The 15,958-nt window shown below is 43.2% G+C and carries 12 protein-coding genes; 9 read left to right on the forward strand and 3 right to left on the reverse strand.

Features of this window, described 5'->3' with window-relative positions; translation table 11 throughout:
• Window positions 1–7 precede the first annotated feature (7 nt).
• Both LZG71_RS13610 and LZG71_RS13615 read right to left on the reverse strand, forming a co-directional pair.
• On the reverse strand, window positions 8–940 hold the full coding sequence (locus LZG71_RS13610; RefSeq protein ID WP_233821175.1) for a glycerophosphodiester phosphodiesterase family protein: 933 nt from the start codon (window positions 938–940) through the stop codon (window positions 8–10).
• A gap of 31 nt (window positions 941–971) precedes the next feature.
• Window positions 972–2,699 carry an alpha-L-rhamnosidase C-terminal domain-containing protein gene (locus LZG71_RS13615; RefSeq protein WP_233821176.1) on the reverse strand — a complete coding sequence of 576 codons (1,728 nt, stop codon included), beginning with the start codon at window positions 2,697–2,699 and terminating at the stop codon, window positions 972–974.
• Between the two features lie 239 nt (window positions 2,700–2,938).
• Between LZG71_RS13615 and LZG71_RS13620 the strand changes: the two genes are divergently transcribed.
• From LZG71_RS13620 to LZG71_RS13650, 7 genes are all read left to right on the forward strand, one after another.
• Window positions 2,939–3,082 (forward strand): hypothetical protein, encoded by a 144-nt coding sequence (locus tag LZG71_RS13620; protein WP_233821177.1) that lies wholly within the window; start codon window positions 2,939–2,941, stop codon window positions 3,080–3,082.
• Complete coding sequence (locus LZG71_RS13625; protein WP_233821179.1) at window positions 3,079–4,782, forward strand: sodium:solute symporter; 1,704 nt, start codon at window positions 3,079–3,081, stop codon at window positions 4,780–4,782. Before LZG71_RS13620 ends, LZG71_RS13625 begins: the two co-directional genes overlap by 4 nt.
• A gap of 163 nt (window positions 4,783–4,945) precedes the next feature.
• The gene (locus LZG71_RS13630) at window positions 4,946–5,599 is read left to right on the forward strand and encodes a TetR/AcrR family transcriptional regulator (RefSeq protein ID WP_233821180.1); all 654 of its coding nucleotides are present in this window, start codon (window positions 4,946–4,948) and stop codon (window positions 5,597–5,599) included.
• 71 nt (window positions 5,600–5,670) lie between these two features.
• Window positions 5,671–7,038, forward strand: coding sequence for a TolC family protein (locus tag LZG71_RS13635; RefSeq protein ID WP_233821182.1), 1,368 nt, complete (start codon window positions 5,671–5,673; stop codon window positions 7,036–7,038).
• A 22-nt stretch (window positions 7,039–7,060) separates the two neighbouring features.
• Window positions 7,061–8,200 (forward strand): efflux RND transporter periplasmic adaptor subunit, encoded by a 1,140-nt coding sequence (locus LZG71_RS13640; protein ID WP_233821184.1) that lies wholly within the window; start codon window positions 7,061–7,063, stop codon window positions 8,198–8,200.
• 61 nt (window positions 8,201–8,261) lie between these two features.
• A complete protein-coding gene (locus tag LZG71_RS13645; RefSeq protein ID WP_233821185.1) occupies window positions 8,262–11,420 on the forward strand; it encodes an efflux RND transporter permease subunit in 3,159 nt (1,052 codons plus the stop codon).
• Window positions 11,421–11,551: 131 nt separating this feature from the next.
• A complete protein-coding gene (locus LZG71_RS13650; RefSeq protein ID WP_233821186.1) occupies window positions 11,552–12,454 on the forward strand; it encodes a bestrophin family protein in 903 nt (300 codons plus the stop codon).
• 66 nt (window positions 12,455–12,520) lie between these two features.
• Here LZG71_RS13650 and LZG71_RS13655 read toward each other — a convergent pair whose 3' ends face one another.
• Window positions 12,521–13,966, reverse strand: coding sequence for a DUF4270 family protein (locus LZG71_RS13655; protein WP_233821187.1), 1,446 nt, complete (start codon window positions 13,964–13,966; stop codon window positions 12,521–12,523).
• 566 nt (window positions 13,967–14,532) lie between these two features.
• Here LZG71_RS13655 and LZG71_RS13660 point away from each other — a divergent pair.
• Window positions 14,533–15,549: a kelch repeat-containing protein gene (locus LZG71_RS13660; protein ID WP_233821188.1), complete on the forward strand. Its 1,017-nt coding sequence runs from the start codon at window positions 14,533–14,535 to the stop codon at window positions 15,547–15,549.
• Window positions 15,550–15,555: 6 nt separating this feature from the next.
• A complete protein-coding gene (locus LZG71_RS13665; RefSeq protein ID WP_233821189.1) occupies window positions 15,556–15,915 on the forward strand; it encodes a DUF4907 domain-containing protein in 360 nt (119 codons plus the stop codon).
• Window positions 15,916–15,958 lie beyond the last annotated feature (43 nt).

Raw genomic sequence — 15,958 nt, forward strand, 5'->3', positions numbered from 1 at the left:
TGCTGATCTATTTGACCCCAAACCACTTCATCTTAACACTTCCCTTCTTCAAAAGTCCTTTAATCGCATTAGCAGCTTCAATAGGATAATCTGATTCCAGAATGGAGGCTCCGTCCTGTAAAATGGACTGATAAGCAGCACGCCGCTCTGCTTCATTTGTCAATTTATCATAAGTCGATGCAGCAGAAATCATACACATCGCTCCCTCCCGATTTATCAAAGCATATAATTCCTTATTTTCTGATTTCACACGTGGTCCGATATAGGCGATCAATTGCCTGAACGGAATGCCCGCATTTTTGTAGGCATCAAATTCTGTTTTGTTTCTGATGAATGCGGAAAACATACTCTCCTTATTCCCGGTCAGGTAAAACCTGGCTTCTTCGGGGCTATGAACAGTAAGCATAACATATGCTTCTGCCTTATGCTTTTTAATGAGCTCCGCCGTCATGGCTATAGGAACATCCTTATGATCAAGGTTCAGGATCGTTTTGCCTCTCGCCCATTGGATTACTTCCGATAGTTTAGGAATTTTATAATCTGTCACATTCCCTTCCGCGTCTTTCAACCGTACATCTTTCAATTGCTCATAAGTATAATCGGACAATTTCCCGGTTGCAGTCGTAGTGCGGTCAAGGGTTGCGTCATGCATCAGCACAATCACGCTGTCTTTGGTTAACCGCGGATCAATTTCAAAAAATGCGGGCGTATGTCTGAGTGTATTTTCAAAGGTTGCTATTGAGTTTTCCGGAAAACCTTTCACCATTCCTCCCCGATGCCCGGCAATCAGCATCACATCATTTCCTGTAAAGCTGAAAAATGCGTGCATATCCGTCGCTGTTTTCAGTTTCAGAACGTGCAGTTTCTCCTGCGCTTTTATCGTGTCCGACAAAATTAGCGTAAGCAAACCCGTCAGAGTAAAAATCCATCTTTTGTTCATATTTATTGGTTTCCCACGTTGTGCTGTATTCTCATTTCAACACCTTAACACCCTTCGGTGCATCTACGTCAGTTTTGATTTTTCCATTAGCCTGCTTTTCGTGACGCACTTTAACAACACCCAGTGGCGTCGGGTAAGTACCTTCTACCCATTGTAAATCGCCCAGATTGGGTTTAACCTGTATCACCTTGCCGCCCGGTTCTACCACAGACACACCCAAAACGTGCTCGGTCAGCCATGCAGTTGGTCCCGACGCCCAGCCATGGCAGAGACTGTGACGAAGATTTTTGTAACAATATGCACCAAAATCGCCATGTATGTCATCCTTCCCATCTGGCACGAGTTCATCAATAGGCGCTGCGTTTTTGGTCCACTCCAGATCAAAATCCTCCCAGAAAGTAGTGGCTCCCATGTCCAGCATTCCTCCCCAGTAATTACGAATACAATCCATCGCTCCCTGATAATCCTCAGCCTGCGCTTTGGCTTGAAGCATATAGTAACCATAAAAAGTCGAAAATTTAGCACACTCTCCCACAGCGATCACCTCTGTATTAGCCTTATCTGCCGGAATGAGCCCCGCAAGAGCCATCAAAGCAGCAGCTTGTTTGGAATGATTTGGGTCGGGAACATAAAGCTTCATATTGGTCGCCATAGCTTTGCACTTCACTGCTTGCGCTGGTTCGTCTAGAATTGTACAAAGTTCGGCACCTGCATCCAGGGTCATCACCATCATTGCGTGTAACCCGGCGTGAACACCTTGTGGATTTTCGCTCGAAGGCCAGTCCAGAAAACGCCCTCCGTCCAGATTCTCCTTGTTGTCTTTAACTTTCGACAACAGCTGATCCAGCAATGCTATCAGATATTTCTGTTGCTGGCGCAAATATTCTTTGTCACCCTGGTTTCGGTAAAGATCACGGTGAATGAGAACCCACCACATCGAATAAGCACTTATTCCGTTCATCCAGCCGGGCAGCGGCGTAATGTCTCTGGCACGATCCAGACTCTTGGCGACCACTTCATTTTTACCAAAAACAGTGTTGATCGTCATTACCTCCGGATGCATATCCCCTACCCACACCAACCTGTCGCGTTTGATACCATCCCACAGATATTCCTGCATGTTCAAATGAACGGTATATGCGCCGGTGTCCCAGATTTTATTGAGACGCTCATCGTTGCTTTTAAATGAACCCAGATATGGGATATCTCTATACTCAAAAATTGCTCTGATCTCTTTAATCTGAAAGTCACGGTTGGCATCAACCAAATCAATTCTTGCAAAACGAAAGCCCGTATTCCCAATATTGGTTACACCCAGCCAGGGAACGTCTATAATAAAATCCCGCATCGCGTGATCATTTGTGGCGCCGCTGATCGTATCAATATCCGACATCGCTTCACTGACCGATTCTCCAAACCGAATCCTGATTTTGATAGGTGTATGATCAGCAGGCTGATCGGTCACGATTTGTATGCCTCCTTGTATCTCCTTTCCGAAATCTACCAGCAAACCCGGTTTTACATCTGCCGTACTGACAAGCCTTGTGATATTCTGATGGACCAGATCAGCCTGTCCTGTACCCGGTTTTAATAAATTTTGCGGATCAATAATGTTTTGCCCACTTCGATCCGACATCCAGACAATCCGCTTCACAGGCAGATACTTGCGCACCCGTGAGTCTGTTTGCGCTTCATAATCCTGACCGAAAACGGGTGGTAACTGCTGGGCGACTGAGCCGGATTTATTCATAAAAAACATGAGGCAAAATAAAATTAAAGACTTCTTCACAGGTCAGGAATTTGGTTACGGTTTACGTTTGTAGCAAGATTGGCATCATTATAAATGATTATTCCAAAAAAACTACTCTGTTAACGCCAAGTTAAATTTAGCCATCCTTTTTCTGGGATTTATGCTAAAACAATCTAAAAAGCGTTCTAATTTTGTGATGTAACCTTTACAACGGATTTCCTGCAAAAATCCTGAACCCGACGAACAGCATGAATGAAAACGAAAATACGCCGCAGAACCGCGACGGGCTCCCGCCATTTGTTAAAAACTGGCCACAGCTCTATGCCTTACTCATAGGCACGCTGGTTGTTCTGATCGTTTTCTTCTATCTGTTTATGACCCATTTTCAATGAATTATCTCGACTGGATTGTATTAGCCCTTACCCTCATATTTGTAGTTTCTTACGGCATTTATCGTAGCCGCGAAAAGCATACAATGGACTCTTTTCTTCTGGCAGATCAGTCGCTTCCCTGGTATCATGTGACGCTTTCACTTATGGCAACCCAGGCCAGTGCCATCACCTTTTTGTCAGTACCCGGGCAGGCTTATACAGATGGAATGCGGTTTGTCCAGTTCTATTTCGGTCTGCCGCTGGCAATGGTCGTACTTTGTGTCACGTTCGTTCCAAAGTTTCATAAACTTAAAATATTTACCGCCTACGAATTTCTGGAAAGCCGTTTTGATCTTCGCACACGTGCACTTACGTCATTCCTGTTTCTCCTACAGAGAGGTTTGTCTACGGGTTTGTCCATCTACGCACCTTCACTCATACTTTCCACTATTCTGGGCTGGGACATTACGCTGACCAACATTATTTCGGGCGGCATTGTGATGATTTATACCATCACTGGGGGTTCCAGAGCAGTTTCTCACACCCACATGCAACAAATGGCGATTATCACCATCGGAATGGTGGTAGCCGGTTTTATGGTAGTGAAGTTTCTGCCCGAAACCGTATCATTTTCGGATGCACTCCATGTCGCCGGCAAGATGGGAAAAACGAATGTGATCGATTTCACCTTTGACCTCAACAATCGTTACAACGTATGGTCAGGACTGATAGGTGGCTTTTTTCTCCAACTTTCCTATTTCGGAACAGATCAATCGCAGGTGGGTCGTTTCCTCACCGGGAGCTCCGAAGGACAAAGCAAACTTGGACTAGCCATGAATGGTTTATTGAAAATCCCGATGCAATTCCTCATTCTGCTTGTGGGCGTGCTGGTTTTTGCTTTTTATCAGTTTAGCACACCACCGTTATTTTTTAACCAAACGGCAGTTGACAAAATAAAAAATACCCCCTACGCTGCTGAGTACCAGTTATTGGAAGACAAACACGCTGTTATTCAGGGTGGAAAGCACAAGCAGGTTATGGCCCTCACTGACGCTGTCAAAATTGACGATGAGAATGCCATTGGAATATCCCGCACTGCTTTGGCTGATACGGAATTAAAAGTGAAAGAAGTTCGCAAGGAAGCAACAACACTTCTGTCCAAAGCCAGCGGCAGTGATGTTAATGATGTGAACTATATCTTCCTCCGTTTCGTGATTGATTACCTTCCGGTGGGCATGGTTGGTTTACTCATCGCCGTCATCCTGCTTGCTTCTATGGGATCTGTCGCTTCGGCATATAACTCACTGGCTTCCTGTACCGTAGTGGACATTTACAAACGCATGTACCGCAAAGATGACGATTCAAGAAACTATGTGGCAGCTTCCCGATGGGCAACCTTTTTCTGGGGTATTTTCTGTATCGCCGTAGCACAATATGCCTCCCGACTAGGGAGTATGATAGAAGCAGTTAATATCTTAGGATCATTATTCTACGGAGTCATTCTTGGAATTTTCCTGGTCGCTTTCTATTTCAAAAAGATCGGAGGTCGGGCCGTTTTCTGGGGTAGCCTCATTGGAGAAGTATTTGTCATTGCAAGCTACATTCTCGATCTGACCGCTTTCTTGTGGCTCAACCTCATCGGCTGTGTGCTGGTAATTGCTTTTGCCTGGATTATTGAGCAGATATGGCCCGAGGATAAAATTGCTACTTTACCCGTGTAACCCCGGAATATTACAAAATATTGACTTAAACGAATATTAATTTTTACAAATCAAATATTCGTTTGATAATTTCAAACAAACGTTTGATTTGCCCATATTCTTAATCTACCTTTGTTGACTCGTTATGCCGGCTCACACATTCGTGCCCGCATATACTATCAATATGGAATACAATCCCAAACAATTACAGATTATAGCCGTTGCGGAAAGACTCTTTGCGGCAAAAGGTTTTTCAGCTACTTCAATCAGAGATATATCACAGGAGGCGGACATCAATGTTTCAATGGTGTCTTATTATTTTGGTTCAAAGGAAAAACTGATTGAAGCGCTCTTCGAAGTAAGATCCCGCGATTTTCGTACACGCCTAGACGTGTTGCTCACCGATCTCGACCTGTCGCCTTTTCAGAGGGTAAACCTGATGATTGACGGCATCATAGACCGGATTACCGAAAAACAGTGCTTTCATAACATTGTCGTCCGCGAGCAGTTATCAACTGACGGCCGCACACCGGTCATTTCCAAATTGTTGCAGGAATTGAAGCTGGGCAATTTGAAAGCCATGGAAAATATTATTCATGAAGGCCAGAAACTGGGTGTTTTCAGAAATGATGTAGACGTTCTTCTTTTGTCTACCACACTGTTTGGCACAATAAACCAGGCACTTAGTACGAAATCCTTTTACCGTGTCGTGTATGGTCTGGAACAATTATCCGAAGAAGAACAAGAATCGCACATGAAAGAAAAACTTAGAATTCACTTAAAAAAATTGTTTCGTGGCATGCTCACTACGGAATTAAACGATGCAGTTAGTAGTTAAGGATCATAAACCAGCCTCCATAAGATTTAACACCATAAATAATCATTATCAAATTAACAGTCTCCTTATTCATGAATTTCAAATATGAAGCTAAGAGAATTCGACTTTTAGCACTTTTTGTTTCAATTCTGTTTGTTAAACCCGCACTGGTTTTTGCCCAGACAGGCACCACGGCCACGCAAAGTGGATCCGGACAGAATACAATTAACGAGGGCACTTTGGAAGATATCATCCAATATGCTCTGAAAAATCAGCCGTTGATTCAACAATCTATAATTGATGAGACAATTACTGAGAACACGATCAAAAGCAAGCTGGCCGACTGGTACCCGCAGATTAACTTTAATTATAATCTTCAGCATGCTTTCATTGTACAAACGAGCATCATAGCTGGCAATCCAGTTAAGCTGGGTGTTGCCAACACATCTGCCGCACAGTTCACTTTGAACCAGGCACTTTTTAACAGAGATGTACTTCTGGCAAAAAGAAGTAAAAATGATGTACGCATCCAGGCTAGCCAGACAACATCGGCCAACAAAACGGATCTTGCAGTGAATGTATCCAAGGCATTTTATGATGTATTGGCTACTGCACAGCAGATCGACGTTTCCACTGAGGATATTGTTCGTCTTGAAAGAAGTTTACGCGATGCGGAAAATCAATACAAATCGGGTATAGCGGATAAAATTGACTACAAACGCGCGATGATTTCGCTTAATAATACCAAAGCGGCTAAGAAGAGCAACGAAGAAATTTTGAAAGGAAAAAAGGAGTATCTGAAAGCGCTGATGGGTTACCCGGCAGATCAGGAGCTAAAAATTAGCTACGACAGTCTGCAAATGGAACGCGACATCAACCTTGATACGCTTCAAAATCCGGAAGTAACTTCACGTATTGAATACCAATTGCTAAGCACGCAGAAGAGGTTGCTGGAAGCGAATCTTCAATACAACAAATGGAGCTTCTTGCCAACGGTTTCTGTAAATGGCGCTTATAACCTCAATTATTTGAATAACAATCTGTCAGATTTGTATTCTAACAATTTCCCTAACTCATTCGCAGCACTTACTTTATCGTTGCCGTTGTATCAGGGAGGAAAACGTAAAGCGAATATCAATACCGCTGAATGGCAGGTAAAACGTGCAGATCTTGATATTAAAAATCTGCAGATGAACGTCAATTCCGAGTATGCCAATGCACTGGGTTATTACAAGGGAAGTCTTTCCAACTTATTGGCTCAAAAAGAAAATGTTGACCTGGCCAGAGAAGTTTATGATGTGATCCAGCTTCAGTACAAGTCGGGTATTAAAACTTATCTGGAAGTAATTACTTCTGAAACGGATCTCCGACTGGCCCGCATCAATTATTATAATGCACTTTATCAGGTGCTTGCGAATAAGATTGATGTACAAAGAGCATTGGGTCAACTTAACTATTAATTATTGAAACCTCATTAATACCATGTTTTTAAATAAAACGAATTACTATACCGCTGCGCTTTCAGTACTTGTACTGGCTTCATGTGGCAAAAAAGATGATCAGAAAGCTGCGATGCAGGCACCTCCTCCTGTCAATGTTACCCTACACGAAGTAGCAGCGACGGATGCCAGGTATCATGACGAATATCCTGCAAGCATAACGGCACTTAATCAGGTTGAACTGCGTCCTCAGGTAACCGGCTTCATTACAGGTGTTCACTTCCAGGATGGTGCACGCGTAAAAAAAGGACAATTACTGTATACAATTGATGCCCAGCTTTATGCGGCCAACTACGAACAGGCAGTTGCCAACCTGAATGTGCAGCAGGCGAATGTTGTGAAAGCTCAGAAAGATGCGGATCGCTACCACGAACTGGATAAGAACGATGCCGTTGCCAAACAATTGGTAGATAATGCTGACGCCGCTCTTGAAGTTGCAAAAAGACAGGCAGAGGCTGCGAAAGCAAGTATTTCAGCAGTTTCTACCAACGTGCGTTACACAAAGGTATTTGCTCCTTTTAACGGAACAATTGGTATTTCACTGGTTAAAGTAGGCGCAGCGGTTACGGCCGGACAAACGATTTTGAACACGGTTTCATCAGACGGACAGCTTGCAGTTGACTTCAACGTTGACCAGGCAGAAATTTTCCGTTTCACCAATCTTCTAAAAAACAACAAGGCAAGCGATTCCACTTTTACATTGGCATTTGGTAATGACGTTTATCCCCAACCAGGAAAAATTCAATTATTAGATCGCGCTGTCGATCCTCAGACTGGTACAATTAAAGCACGTCTGGTTTTCCCAAATAATGAAAATCTGCTTCGTGCTGGTATGACTGCAACTGTGCGTGTGCTTAACAATGCATCTGCAAAATCAGTAATTATCCCTTACAAAGCGGTTACAGAGCAGCTTGGAGAATTTTTCGTATATGTTGCAGGCGACAGCAGCAAGGTTACGCAGAGAAGACTTGTACTTGGCCAGCCGATCGGAACCAACATTATTGTAAAAGAAGGACTGAAAGAAGGCGAGAAAATCGCTGTGGAAGGTGTTCAAAATCTGCGTGAAGGAGCTGTAATTAACACACAGCCGTTACCAGCCGCGGGAGCTGCACCAACCAAATAGTATAACGGGAATGTTGGCATAAAGCTTCTCACTCCTTCTGATTATCTAAAATACTAAACAAATGATTGCAGATATTTTTATAAAAAGGCCAATCACGGCAATCGTTTCTTCGATTGTGATCGTGCTCGTCGGCCTGATTGCCCTAACGACTCTGCCCGTAGCGCAGTATCCGGATGTTACCCCACCAACGGTAACGATCTCGGGAAACTTTACGGGAGCAGATGCCCAGACCGTGGAACAGACCACCACCACCGCCATTGAAACGCAGGTGAACGGTGCGCCTGGAATGAGCTACATGTCCAGTAACAGTACAAGTAGCGGACAAAGTAGTATCAATGTTGTTTTCGATGTGGGTACCGATGTAAATATTGCCGCACTTGACGTGCAAAACCGTGTAAGCGTTGCTGAACCTTCACTTCCTGACGCGGTAAAACGTCTTGGACTTACTGTTCGTAAAAGACAGCCAAGTATCATGATCGTACTGGCACTGTATTCTCCAAATGGAACACATGACGCCCAGTTCATCGGTAACTTCGCCAACATTTATGTTAAGGATGCCTTACAGCGGGTTAAAGGTGTAGGTGATATCGTTTCACGTGCGGATGATTTTGGTATGCGTATCTGGCTTAATCCGGATAAACTTGCCAGCTTGAAAATGACGCCAAGTGACATCTCAGCAGCTCTTGCAGAGCAAAACTTACAGGTAGCAGCAGGTACCATCGGAGGAAATCCTCAGCCAAACTCGCAGAGTTTCGAGTACAGTGTGTTGACAAACAGCCGTTTGAACACCAAAGAGCAGTTTGAAAATATCATTGTTCGCTCCTCTCCTGCTCAGGGAAGTGTAGTTTATCTGAAAGACATTGCACGTGTAGAACTAGGTAAGTTCGACTACGGCGCCAATGCCTTTGTAAATGGAAAACCTGCGGCATTCGTTTTGATCTATCAGGCTCCGGGTGCTAATGCCCTAGATACTTACGACGGTGTAATGAAAGCACTTACGGAAATGAAAAAGACATTTCCAAAAGATATCGACTACGTAATTCCTAATGAAACCGCAACGGTTGTAAGGGTTTCTATTGAAGAAGTACTGCACACATTTGCGGAAGCAATGATTCTGGTTGTGATCGTAGTGTTCCTCTTTTTGCAGAACTGGCGCGCCACTTTAATTCCTATCCTGGCCATTCCTGTTTCGCTGATCGGTACGTTCATATTCTTTATACCCTTCGGATTTACGATTAATACGCTAACACTTTTTGCATTCGTACTCGCCATTGGTATTGTGGTGGATGATGCTATTGTGGTCGTCGAGGCCGTGCAGCATAATATTGATCATCACAAGATGTCGGCCAGAGAAGCTACTGTGAAGGCGATGAAAGAGATTTCTGGTCCTGTAATAGCGATCGCGCTTATTCTTGCCGCTGTATTCGTTCCGGTGAGTTTTGTACCGGGTATTGTAGGGCGTCTGTATCAACAGTTTGCCATCACGATTGCCGTTTCAGTTCTTTTGTCTGCATTTGTCGCGCTTTCCTTAACGCCGGCTCTTTGTACCATCATGCTGAAACCAAGTAAAGGAGCAGGTGAGAAAAAGAATATGCTTGAAAAGTTCTTTGACCGTTTCAATAACTGGTTTGACAGACTTTCTAATTCCTATACGAGAGGTGTATCCAAATGGATTAAAGGAACACCTTACGTTCTTGTGATGATGGTTTGCCTCATCGTCGGACTGGTATTCTTGTTCCAGAACAAACCTTCCGGATTTATTCCGGTGGAAGATGAAGGACGTCTTTTTGTAACATACGAAATGCAGGAAGCAACTTCGACGACACGTAACATTGCGATGATCAAAGAAGTAATGAAACGTGTATCAGCTATTCCTGAGGTTAAAGTAGCGGGTGGTTTGGCAGGATTGAACGTAATCAGTTTCTCTAACAAATCAAACGTAGGTACCTTGTTTGTAAGTCTGCACCCATGGGCAGAACGTAAAGGTGCTGAACAGCACGTTCAGGCGGTTATTAAGAGAATTCAGCAGGAAACTGCGGATCTTAAAGAAGCACGTGTAATGGCGATCGCTCCTCCTGCTATTCCTGGTCTTGGAGCAACTTCCGGATTTACATTCCAGTTGCAGCAGACCACCAGTACAGATAATATACAGCAGTTTGAAGGTGTAACGCGTAAATTCCTTGCCGCAGTAAATGCACGTCCGGAAATTGGCATGGCCTATACCTTCTTCAATGCCCGTACGCCAAGTTATCAGATTGATGTAGATCGTGATAAAACCAAGAAATTGGGCGTTCAGGTGAATGATGTATTCAGTTCATTGTCCACATTACTGGGTAGTAGTTATGTCAACGATTTCAACTTGTACGGTCGTAACTTCCGTGTTATGGTTCAGGCAGACAGTAGTTTCCGTTCTAATCTTGAACAGATCAAAAAGTTCTACGTTCGTAACAGAGAAGGTAACATGATTCCGCTGAGTGCATTGGTAACTACCAAGGTTGTAGAAAACCCGGCTTTGATCTCTCACTATAATATCTACCGTTCGGTTGAGATCAACGGTGTTCCGAAACCAGGATTCAGTAGCGGACAGGCCATTACTGCACTGAAAGAAGTGGCAGCAAGTACGCTTCCCGCAGGATACGGATATGAGTTCTCGGGTATGAGTAGCGAAGAGATTAAAGCGGGTGATAGTACCGTTGTCATTTTTGCCATCTCCATCATCTTCGTGTTCCTGTTCCTTGCAGCGCTTTACGAAAGCTGGTCCATTCCGTTCTCTGTGTTATTTGCAGTGCCCATCGGTGCATTTGGATCTATACTTACGCTGACATTCCTTCCGAATTTGTCAAACAACATATATGCGCAAATCGGGCTTATCACACTGATCGGACTTGCGGCCAAAAACGCCATTCTGATTGTCGAGTTTGCCAAAGAGCGGGTAGATGGCGGTATGCCGATTGTTGACGCGACACTGGATGCCGTGAAACTACGTCTTCGCCCGATTATCATGACTTCCCTTGCCTTCATTCTGGGGGTACTTCCTCTGGCATTTGCCAGCGGAGCAGCGGCAGAATCCCGTAAAACAATCGGTTGGACGGTATTTGGAGGTATGCTTGCAGCAACTTCCCTTGCAATCTTCGTCGTACCAGTTCTTTTTGTCGCTATTGAAAAAATAGCTAACAAAGGGAAAATGAGGAAGAATGAAAGAGAATCCCGGTTGGCATAACATAGCCGGAACAGTTAAATTTTTTACGAAGCGCGGGACATTGGGTTCTGCGCTTCGTTGCTTTAGAGTACTTTGGTACGATTATTTTTCAGGAATGTTAACTTATTACAACCTAATTTTATTTTCGTCAAATGTACGTAAAGGATGTGTTTTCCATCTGGCGGTTGCTTCGGGGCATCTGGCCAGGTGTTTTGGCGGTTACGGCTTATGCTGCGCTAGTCTTCTATTTATACCAGTATCACAATTGGCATTTTCTTGTTTTCCCCATTTCCATCATCTCCATTCTCGGTACAGCTCTTTCACTCCTGCTGGGTTTCCGGACCAACTCTGCCTATGATCGCTGGTGGGAAGGACGGCAAATATGGGGCGCCATTGTGAATGACAGCCGTACACTGGTGCGCCAATGCATTTCCTTTATAGGTAACGGGGCTAGCGACAGGGAGGAGATTGTGAAAAACATGGCTCATTTACAAATAGCCTGGTGTTACGCCCTGAAAAATTCCCTGAGAAAAGAACCTGTATTATTGCAGGCCGACCTTCACTTAAATGCCGAAGAATTGGATTATGTAAAAAATCATAGCAATGCTCCGAATGCAATATTGCAGCTCATGCAAACGAGAATGACCGACGTTTATCAACAGGGTCATATGGACCACATTCTGTTTCAAAGTCTGGATGACACCATCAAGCGACAGTGCGATTCAATGGGCAAATGTGAGCGAATTAAAAATACTGTGTTTCCTATTCAGTACAGCTTCTTCGTTCGACTTACTGTGTTCATTTTTACCATTATTCTGCCAATGGGGCTCATAGACAGCATTGGACGCATTGCCATTCCCATCACCTTTGTGATTTCCTTTCTATTCTTTTATGTTGAAAGCATTGCGGTTGTCATGCAGAATCCATTTGAAAACGTGCCTAATGATATCCCGATGACCTCACTTTGCCGAACTATAGAGATAAACATACTTGAAACGATAGGTGCCCAAAATATCCCTGATAAAATTCTTCCTAAAAATGGTTTTGTGATGTAGCAAAAAAGCGATCCGTAAACAGATTGTCTACGGATCGCTCATATTTTAAACTGTAAGATTTTAGATCTACTGCGTTTTGATGCTGGTATACTTAATTTCCAGTTTCACCCGGCCATTAGGATTAGCCTGATCGCCAATAACAAGCCGATCAAAACTTTTTGAAAATTCGGTATTTCCATCTAACATGCTGAAACCCTGAGGTGGTATTGGTGAAGATGTCCTTAATAACAAACCATACTTCTCGAGTGATTCGTTCTGGAGACCACTCCTGATAAATTCTGTTACATCCAAAACATAATATTGTCGGTCACTGACAAGGTCTGTGGTCAGAGTAGCCGCACCAACTCCTGTCAGTCCGGATACCGGAGAACCATTATTAGTGACGTAATCATTATTTTTATCAGCTATGTATGCATAGAGTGCAGTCGGTAAAAAAAAGGATTTGGAAAACGAGCCACGTACCGGTTCAATAATCAGCCTGGCACTATTGGCAAACGTATAGTTGAGGTATTTGTACTCATTAAGACCTGGAAAATCCAATCTTGTCATGATTCCGCTTCCGGCCTGCACAAAAGACATATTTCCGGTTTGTGAAGACGGCAATGATGATCTGTAAGTATCAGGAAGTTTGGACAAAACAGTACCAGTTCTGTCACCCAGTGTCTGATTATAATTTGCCCACAAATTCGTAGATAATGAGTCCTCAGTTATTCCTTCTACTGCGCCAGGAGTGTGATAATATAGCCTTAATGCTGTGTTGTTTCTGGTAAAACCCACGACAGAATGGTTTCCCATGGAAGCTTTTATCGCAAATCCTTTTAACAATTCAATCCATTGCGCATTATTGTTAATCTTGTTTGCTTTGACTGCGTCAAATATCTTCTTACCTAAAACGTCCGAAACTTTTACTCTGACCTCTACCCGCTTTTCTCCATCGCCTATAGCTCCGGATCCTTGCTTAGGTCTTGGACGAGGATAAATCTTTGCACTACCGATTGACTTCGGATTGTAAGGCGTTGCATGATAATTATAAATTGCCTGTATTGGTGTCAGGTCTGGCTTAAGTGTTAAGTCCGAGGTCAGTTCATACACATCGACATTCATTACCTGGGTTGTATCTCCGTAATAATAACCATCATAACGAAGCGCAAGACCAAGGGAATCATATATCGCATTTTCCGGCAGGGTTAAAGCCCTGTCACCATCTTGGGTAGTGGTACTGAATTGAATAAAAGCAGTACTGTGCATTTTGCCCAGGTATGGATCCGAGAATTGCCCTACCAGAAGTCTGCTTGACGCACCGGTCATTAGCGAATCTAACTTCAACGTAGACAAAACAACAGAATTAGTATCTGAATATACGGCGCTAAAATCGTCCGGGTTAGGTTGAACGAAGGCATCCACCTGATCTCCCCACTGACAGGAAGCAAAAGAAAGACTCAAACCTGTTACTACCAGAAATTTAGAGACAGCCGGAGAGAACGTTTTGAAACAATAAGAAATAAATTTCATTTAAGGCAAGAACAGTAAAAGTGCAAAATTATCAGATGTAACGTTAATTACAACATGATTTATTTATTAAAAGTAAAATAATGTGAATGTTCAACGTTGTGCAACAAAACCGGATGACCCGACGTATTGACTTGTAATCTGGTTCGAATGGTAATAACTTCCTGACTCTACCTGACAACCGACGCTGTTCCGTTTCATTTATTTATACCATACGCATGCTTTATCACAAAAGTGGCGTGAGTTAAAAAAGAAAACGCAAAATCCGGTATTCTATTTTAAAATGGATCACAAAATGGTTGCAATCAATTCATTGAGTCCGTGTGCCATGTAACCGAAAGAAGATTTGAACAACATTGACAGTGTATTGGCGTTAAAATTAGCAGTAGGTTCGGCAAGTTTTCTAGAAAAAGTAAATATATAATTTCTGTTAGCCCGTTCAAGATGTTATGTTTGCAAAAAATTTCGTAAAAATGAAGCCGGGACAGCCGCTAGCCAAAAGCTGACTACAACATTTTTGAAAAATAATATTATTTCATTTGTAACAATTAGTCAAACCATAATTTTTCATGTTTAATACTTTAAAGAAGACCTCATTAGCCATTTTAGTAGTATCGACCTCCTTATTCCAGATCAGCTGTGACAAAGATGATACTGAGCCAGACAAATTAGGAAATTGGTACAGACAGGGCATTCCTGATTTTGAAGGTTTACCAAGAAACGGTGCCGTAAGTTTCGTGATTGGAGACAAAGGTTATATCGGAACTGGTAATTCTAATGAAGTACCTACCCTGGCATACAAAAAAGATATGTGGTCATTTACGGGTAAAACATGGTCTCAAACTGCTGATTTCCCAGGAACAGGCAGAAGTAATGCAACCAGTTTTGTGGTAAACAATAAAGCGTATGTTGGGACAGGGTTTGACAACAACAGCCTTGCCGCTGATTATGGCTACAAGAAGGATTTCTATGAGTATGATCCTGCTACTAACAAATGGAAGCAAATTGCTGACTTTCCAACTACGCGTCGCCATGCCTCATCTTTTGCGCTGGGGACGAAAGGATATGTGGGGTTAGGATCAGTTGATAATTCGACCTTATTTCAAGATTTTTTCAGCTACGATCCGGCGACCAACAAATGGGATGTGGTAGCAACTTTCACAGGTGGAAAGCGTCATGGAGCAAATGCATTTGTTTTGGGAGGAAAAGCCTACGTTGGGTTTGGACAAAGCAACTCTACTAATTCAACCAAAGATCTTTATTCATTTGACCCTGCTGCAAACAGCTGGACTCGCCTTGAAGCTTCAAATGATAATCTTACGGCAAGAGCATTTGGTTTTACCCTGGTACTGAACGACAAAGCATATATCATAGGTGGCACTGGTTCTTCCGATGTTTGGCAGTATGAGGCAGGAACCAATACCTGGACTGCCATGACAAACTTTGAAGGTGGTGCAAGAAGTTCTGCCGCAGGTTTCACATTAGGTAATGTTGGATATTTCGGAACGGGTCTAGCTGGTTCAACTAGAGTAGATGACTTCTGGGCATTTGATCCGGCAGCTACTGTTAATGCTGACGATAACTAATATAGCGTGAACGTCAGAAGTAAGTACAAACTAATTCTGATTTGTCTGATAGCCTTCGCTGGTGTAGCTTATTTTTACTTTTCGACACGCTCGGAAGTAAACAACGGCACAAACAGCGAAGGCTTTCGCAATTTAAGAGCACAGACATTTGAACAGAATGGTGGCTGGGGATACCGCATCGTGCAGGACACCACAGCTTTTATAGAACAACGAGGTATACCGGGGATTCCGGGAATGGTACCTTTTAAAACAAAGAACGAGGCTGAAACCGTAGCCTCGCTGGTCATCCAGAAATTGAAGAAAGGAACATTCCCTCCTACAATTACCAACCAGGAGCTGGATAGCCTCTCAATTAATTACAAATGAAAGAAGCCTGGCAAACACCAGGCTTCTTTCATTTTACTTTTTA

This window comes from Dyadobacter sp. CY312 (assembly GCF_021390535.1).
Classification (GTDB): Bacteria; Bacteroidota; Bacteroidia; order Cytophagales; family Spirosomataceae; genus Dyadobacter.

Bases quoted from the DNA above. Each gene is read 5' to 3' on its own strand.
- LZG71_RS13630 (WP_233821180.1), top strand. From the start codon at position 4,946: ATGGAATACAATCCCAAACAATTACAGATTATAGCCGTTGCGGAAAGA.
- LZG71_RS13650 (WP_233821186.1), top strand. From the start codon at position 11,552: ATGTACGTAAAGGATGTGTTTTCCATCTGGCGGTTGCTTCGGGGCATC.
- LZG71_RS13635 (WP_233821182.1), top strand. From the start codon at position 5,671: ATGAATTTCAAATATGAAGCTAAGAGAATTCGACTTTTAGCACTTTTT.
- LZG71_RS13660 (WP_233821188.1), top strand. From the start codon at position 14,533: ATGTTTAATACTTTAAAGAAGACCTCATTAGCCATTTTAGTAGTATCG.
- LZG71_RS13645 (WP_233821185.1), top strand. From the start codon at position 8,262: ATGATTGCAGATATTTTTATAAAAAGGCCAATCACGGCAATCGTTTCT.
- LZG71_RS13610 (WP_233821175.1), bottom strand. From the start codon at position 940: ATGAACAAAAGATGGATTTTTACTCTGACGGGTTTGCTTACGCTAATT.
- LZG71_RS13640 (WP_233821184.1), top strand. From the start codon at position 7,061: ATGTTTTTAAATAAAACGAATTACTATACCGCTGCGCTTTCAGTACTT.
- LZG71_RS13655 (WP_233821187.1), bottom strand. From the start codon at position 13,966: ATGAAATTTATTTCTTATTGTTTCAAAACGTTCTCTCCGGCTGTCTCT.
- LZG71_RS13615 (WP_233821176.1), bottom strand. From the start codon at position 2,699: ATGTTTTTTATGAATAAATCCGGCTCAGTCGCCCAGCAGTTACCACCC.
- LZG71_RS13625 (WP_233821179.1), top strand. From the start codon at position 3,079: ATGAATTATCTCGACTGGATTGTATTAGCCCTTACCCTCATATTTGTA.
- LZG71_RS13620 (WP_233821177.1), top strand. From the start codon at position 2,939: ATGAATGAAAACGAAAATACGCCGCAGAACCGCGACGGGCTCCCGCCA.